5 protein-coding genes are annotated in these 5,648 nt (G+C 58.4%); 4 read left to right on the plus strand and 1 reads right to left on the minus strand.

Annotated features, from left to right (window positions below; translation table 11 throughout):
• Positions 1 to 147 precede the first annotated feature (147 nt).
• Positions 148 to 1,056 carry a helix-turn-helix transcriptional regulator gene (locus tag BLR25_RS20725; protein WP_091940736.1) on the minus strand — a complete coding sequence of 303 codons (909 nt, stop codon included), beginning with the start codon at positions 1,054 to 1,056 and terminating at the stop codon, positions 148 to 150.
• A 319-nt stretch (positions 1,057 to 1,375) separates the two neighbouring features.
• On the opposite strand from BLR25_RS20725, the gene BLR25_RS20730 reads away from it, so the two are divergent.
• The 4 genes from BLR25_RS20730 to BLR25_RS21140 all read left to right on the plus strand — a co-directional run.
• The gene (locus BLR25_RS20730) at positions 1,376 to 2,731 is read left to right on the plus strand and encodes a porin (protein WP_218122838.1); all 1,356 of its coding nucleotides are present in this window, start codon (positions 1,376 to 1,378) and stop codon (positions 2,729 to 2,731) included.
• A gap of 85 nt (positions 2,732 to 2,816) precedes the next feature.
• Positions 2,817 to 3,185: a cytochrome c3 family protein gene (locus tag BLR25_RS20735; protein ID WP_176786014.1), complete on the plus strand. Its 369-nt coding sequence runs from the start codon at positions 2,817 to 2,819 to the stop codon at positions 3,183 to 3,185.
• A gap of 46 nt (positions 3,186 to 3,231) precedes the next feature.
• The gene (locus tag BLR25_RS20740; protein WP_091940741.1) at positions 3,232 to 4,776 is read left to right on the plus strand and encodes an FAD-dependent oxidoreductase; all 1,545 of its coding nucleotides are present in this window, start codon (positions 3,232 to 3,234) and stop codon (positions 4,774 to 4,776) included.
• Positions 4,777 to 4,928: 152 nt separating this feature from the next.
• Positions 4,929 to 5,648 (plus strand): cytochrome c3 family protein (locus BLR25_RS21140; protein ID WP_176786015.1); only part of this gene is annotated, 720 nt, incomplete at its 3' end.

Here is a 5,648-nt window from a genome sequence, read left to right on the forward strand (position 1 = left end):
AATCGTCAAAACCAAGGACAAGGCCGAACTCTCCAACATGATCCAGTGGATCCTCTCCCTCAAATAAACCCCGCAACAACACCTCTGCGTGCCTAAAAGCACGCAGAGCCTATTCGGGGGAAACAAGGTTACACGGCGGCGCGCAGATCAGGCTCTGGCGTCGCCCGTTCTCCAGGAAGCCGGCGTTATACCCATCTGACGCTTGAACGCCAGGGTCAGGTGCGCCTGGCTGGAAAAGCCGACCGCAAAGGCGATATCGGAGATATTTCTTTCCGGTTGCTCACGCAGCGCACGCGCCGCGCGAGCAATGCGGGCCTGCAACACGTATTGGTGCGGCGTCACGCCAAAAGACGCTCTGAACACCCGCAGAAAATGGAATGCGCTCATGCCAACCTCGGCCGCCATCCCGTCGAGGCTCAAGGGATTACCGATTTGCGCATCGATGAACTCGCGAATTCTCTCCCGCTGCGCAGGGTTGAAGCAACCTTTCCTCTGGCACGATGACGAAGCCCTGATCGAATAGTGCTGACGAAGCCAGCCAAAGATCGTCAAGGACAAACCTTCTGCATAAAGCACTCCGTTCGGCATGCCCTGTTGAATCTCGCCGGCCAACCCGAAGAGCAGATGGCTCAGCATGTCGTCCTTGTGGGCATAGCGCGTGCCCAGGTCGAACTGAAAACCCTCATCATGAAGGAAACGCTCAAGGGTCGACGCATGTAGACGCATGCAGAGCGTCTCGTAGCCCGGTTCACACTCCCATCGCTCGTAATCCCGCTCATAAGAAGCGCTGAGCATATCGATACCACTGGGCGGCACCGGCACCTCTTCGACGCGAGAACAGCACTTATACCAACGCCGCCCTGGCGCGATCCTCGACGTACAGACCACCGGCATGCCGGTGAACTGCGGGCCGCACTCCCCATGAGTCGGAATGGCAAGACGCTCGATGAGCGGCCCCTTCCAATCGGCAGGCGCACGCAACACCGGCAACCCGTCTTCACCGAGCACGGGTTGCCTGTAGCTTCCGAGAATGATCCGCCGATCCACGACCGCCATATTCTTTTGTCATTACGCGGAAACTTGCGTCCGCGCCCCCCATATATGCACAGATGTTAAAGATAACAAAATCCGGGCCAAAACGGAAAGACATTAAGATACGGAATATTAAGAATTAAATTCCAAAATACTTGCGCATTGCCAAACCGCAATAATTTGCAACGCCAAAGCAAGATAATGAAATACCCGGCAGTACGACCTCCCTACAATCGCTGCCAAACAACACTCCGGTCACTTTGCCCGGAACAAGAACAAAGAAAAATTCAAGCAGCAGGCAATAGACCGTTCGCATTATTCACACCACTGGGGAGGAAATCACATGCAGTTTAATCAATTGGTAGTCAAACGCCCGAAGACGATTTCGAGCATTCTGGCATTGGCGATGGGACTTAGCGTGTCGCCGTTCGCCATGGCTGAAACAGAAATCGAGTCGCTGCGTCGCGAACTCGCGGAACAGAAGGAAATCATCCGCCAGATCCTTGCCGCTCAGCAGGTTCAAAAGGAAAGCTCGGCAAAAGTCGAGGCCAAGGTCGAAGCACAGGCCAAGGTTATTGCCGAAACGCCCGCCAGCACTGCAGCGCAAGGTGCCGGTTCCTCCATACCGAACGTCACCTTCTACGGTGTGTTGGACGGAGGTTTCGAACGGATCACCAATATCAAGACGTCGACGACCGAAGGCTCGGTCACGCGCATGCCGAACATCACCGGATCCATCCCATCACGCGTCGGTCTGCGCGCAGCCAAGGAATTCGCCCCCGGCTACAAAGCCATCGCGACCGCTGAAATGGGCTTCAACTTCGATGATGGAACGATCGGCCAAAGCACGGCTGGATCGAATCCGCGCATCTTCGGTCGCCAACTCTTCGCCGGTGTCGACACGCCCTATGGCGCGCTCACCTTCGGCCGCCAGAACTCCATGCTGGTGTATGCGCTCGGCGACGCCGACCTGCTCGGGCCGACGATCTATTCGATGGGCTCGCTCGACGCCTACTTGCCCAACGCCCGTTTCGACAATTCGCTCGCATGGCGCAAGAACTTCGAAAAATTCTCGCTGGGCATGACCTACAGCACCGGCCGCGACACCACCGGCGGCGCGCCCGGATCCGGCACCTGCGCCGGCGAAATCCCGGGCCAAGCCAGCGCCTGCAAGGGCTGGTCGGCCATGGCGAAATATGACGACGCAAGCTACGGCTTTGCTACCGGTCTCGACGAACAACGCGGCGGCGGCACGGCGACGGCGAACTTCTTCAACGGCGCCGCAACGCTCGCATTTACTCGTCCGCAAGACTACGACCGCCGCATCACTGCAAACGGCTATGCCAAGTTCGGCGCCGCCAAGATCGGTCTCGGATGGTTGGGACGTGAAGTTAACGTGATCGCCGGAGACTACAAGTCCAATATCTACTTCCTCGATGCCGCCTACAAGCTGAACAGCCGGATCTCCTTCGACGGTGGTCTGTATCGCATCACCAACCGCGACATGGACCGCAACGCCACGTTGGCTTCCCTGCGCACCTTCTACAATCTTGACAAGGACTTTGACGCTTATCTGCAACTTTCTCACCTGACGAACAGCGCCAAGGCGATCTATGCAGTCTCCGTCGGCGCCAACGTCTCGCCGCCCGTCGGTGGCGCTCAGACCGGCACGATGGTGGGCCTGCGCTACAAGTTCTAAGCAAACCGGCGATGCATGACATTGCTTCTGTCATGCATCGCCATCATCATTCATGATTTTGACATGCGTATTTGACAGGAAACAGATGAAAACGAAGCTTTTGACCATCCTCCCCTTGTTTGTCGCCGCACTACTGGCGATGACCACGCCTCAAGCCGCGGACGCCGCCAGCTTCCGGGAACAGGGCATTCACCACAAGGAAGGCGTGAGCTGCAAGGACTGCCACACGGTCGATAAGCCGAAGGATCCACCCCCTTCATCGAAGACCTGCCTGGCCTGTCACGGCCCGTATGAAAAGATCGCCCAGCGCACCAAGAAACTGCACGCCAATCCGCACGACAGCCACCTTGGCCCGATGGACTGCCTGAAATGCCACGGCGTCCACGAACCGATGGAAGCCGAAAAGATTCCGTGCATGGAATGCCACAACGATTTCGAGTTCAAGGTGAAGTAGACCCGCTCGCTTATTCCCCAGATTTCCAGTTAACAGGAGAGAGCCCATGAAAAAAGTATGGAGCACGACGACACTGGCAGTGGCCATGGCATTCGCCATGCCGGCCTTTGCCGAAAAGACAATGAACACCGACATCGCCATCATCGGCGGCGGCTTGTCCGGCCTCGCTGCCGGCGTTCAAGCCGTCCAAGGTGGTGCCAAGGTTGTCGTCCTTGAAAAGCAGGCCAAGGTCGGCGGTACCGGCAATTTCTGCGAAGGTTTCTTCGCAGCCGAAAGCAAGATCCAGAAGCGCATCGGCATCAACGTCAGCAAGGACGCCGCCTTCAAGATGATCATGGAATACAGCCACTGGAAGGCGAACGGTGCGCTGGCCAAGGCCTTCGTCGACAAGTCGGCGGAAACGATCGAGTGGATGGACAAGCTCGGCATCAAGATCGAATACGTCGGCGTCGGCGGCTTCGGCGGCCCGCTGACCTGGCACGTGATCGCGCCGGGACCGGATTACCCGGACAAGAACTCGCACGATTTCCACTGCGCCCGCGTCATCAACGTCTTCAACAAGTTCATCCTCGATAACGGCGGCATGGTTCTGACGCAGACGCCCGGCACCGACCTCATCAAGGACGGCAACAAGATCGTCGGCGTCAAGGCCAAGGACAAGGAAGGCGAAGAAATCAAGATCAACGCCAAAGCAGTCATCGTCGCGACCGGCGGCTTTGCCAACAACAAGGAAATGATCAAGAAATACGCGCCGGAATTCACCGACATCATCCCGGTCGGCAATATCGGCAAGGATGGCGATGGCATTCGTATGGCCGAAGCGGCCGGCGCATCGCTTGAAGGCATGGCCGTCATGCAACTCTATCGCCCGGGCCTGGCAGGTTTCCATCCGGCCGACCAGATGATCGCCGCCGCCGTCCAGCCGTATTTCTGGGTCGGTCCGAATGCCGAACGCTACACCGACGAGTCGAACGTCGAGTTCTGGCCGAGCTCGGGTAACTCGCTGGCTCGTATCGGCGGCGTCGCCTACTCGATCTATGACGACGCCACGCGCAAGCACGTCGTCGACGACGGTATCGAAATGCCGCTGGGCGAGTGGGTGCTGCAGGGCACCAAGCTGACCAAGTGGGAAGAATCCTTCAACAAGGAACTCGCCCGCAAGCGCGGCAACGTCTTCAAGGCCAACTCGCTCGAAGACCTCGCCAAGCAGATCGGTCTCGACCCGGTTGCATTGAAGGCCAGCGTGGAGAAGATGAATGCCGCAGCGGCCGCACGTACGGACGGCGAGTTCAACAAGAACCCGAAGTTCCTGCGCCCGATCGCCACGCCGCCGTTCTATGCCACCAAGCTGTTGCCGCGCATGCTCGGCACGCTCGGCGGCGTCCGCGTCACGGCCAAGGCCGAAGCGGTCGATGCCAAGGGCGTGAAGATTCCGGGCCTGTATGCAGTCGGCACGGATGCCGGCGGTCTTTACGGTGACACCTACGACCTGCTGCTCGGCGGAAGCACCGCTGGTTTTGCCGCCAACACCGGCCGCATCGCCGCCGAAAACGCGCTGATCTACACCGGCATCGCCAAAGCCAAGAAGTAAGCCTTACTTTTCGGAGCCAAAGAAGGCCGCCGCGATATAATTCCCGGCGGCCTTTTTCTTCTTCACAGCGCATGCGAACAAACCGGTTTTGACGGCCCGTTGGCGGGCGCATCCGGCGCATCGACGCGGATCGATCTCCAGACAAGAGTCTTATGCAAAACATTGAATTCAAGGTCGGCCAGACAGGCCAGCGACGTCTTCGCCCCTATCGCGCGATGAATATCCTGCGGACATTAGCCTCTTTTTTCCTTGTCGCGTCGTTATCATTGCCGGCAGTTGCGGCGGAAGGTACTGAAGGGCCGGCTGCAGTGGTGCCGGCGGTAGCGCCGACAGCGGGTCCATCGGAGAAGGTTCGCGAGGCGAACGGCGAGTGTTTTGCCTGTCACTCCGAAGCCGGCATCAAAGCGCCGCCCAAAGAGGGAATGGACCTCAAGAAGCTCAAGGGCCTGCTCCAGGATCCGGCGCATTTCTATGGCGCCGATCACCAGAAGCTCCTTTGCACCAAGTGTCATAGCGAAGGCTATGACGATTTCCCGCATGAGCCCAACGCCAAGGAATCGACCGGCACTTGTACCGACTGTCATTCCAAGAAGGCCGGCATCATCGAGAAACAGTTCGACAAGTCCGTCCATGCCGAACTCAGTGACACCATCACCTGTACCACCTGCCACAACCCCCATCTCATGCGTGTTGCCGACAAGCTCGGCGACACCCGCAAGATCGTCGCCCAGGACAATCGCGTCTGTCTCGACTGTCACGATTCCGAGGAGCGTTTCGCCAAGTTCGCCCCCGAGAAAAAGAAGCGTCCGCAGATCGACGACATTCACGACTGGTTGCCCAACACCCGTCTGCACTGGAAGGCCGTCCGCTGT

This window comes from Propionivibrio dicarboxylicus, assembly GCF_900099695.1.
GTDB lineage: Bacteria > Pseudomonadota > Gammaproteobacteria > Burkholderiales > Rhodocyclaceae > Propionivibrio > Propionivibrio dicarboxylicus.

Bases quoted from the DNA above. Each gene is read 5' to 3' on its own strand.
- BLR25_RS20725 (WP_091940736.1), bottom strand. From the start codon at position 1,056: ATGGCGGTCGTGGATCGGCGGATCATTCTCGGAAGCTACAGGCAACCC.
- BLR25_RS20730 (WP_218122838.1), top strand. From the start codon at position 1,376: ATGCAGTTTAATCAATTGGTAGTCAAACGCCCGAAGACGATTTCGAGC.
- BLR25_RS20735 (WP_176786014.1), top strand. From the start codon at position 2,817: ATGAAAACGAAGCTTTTGACCATCCTCCCCTTGTTTGTCGCCGCACTA.
- BLR25_RS20740 (WP_091940741.1), top strand. From the start codon at position 3,232: ATGAAAAAAGTATGGAGCACGACGACACTGGCAGTGGCCATGGCATTC.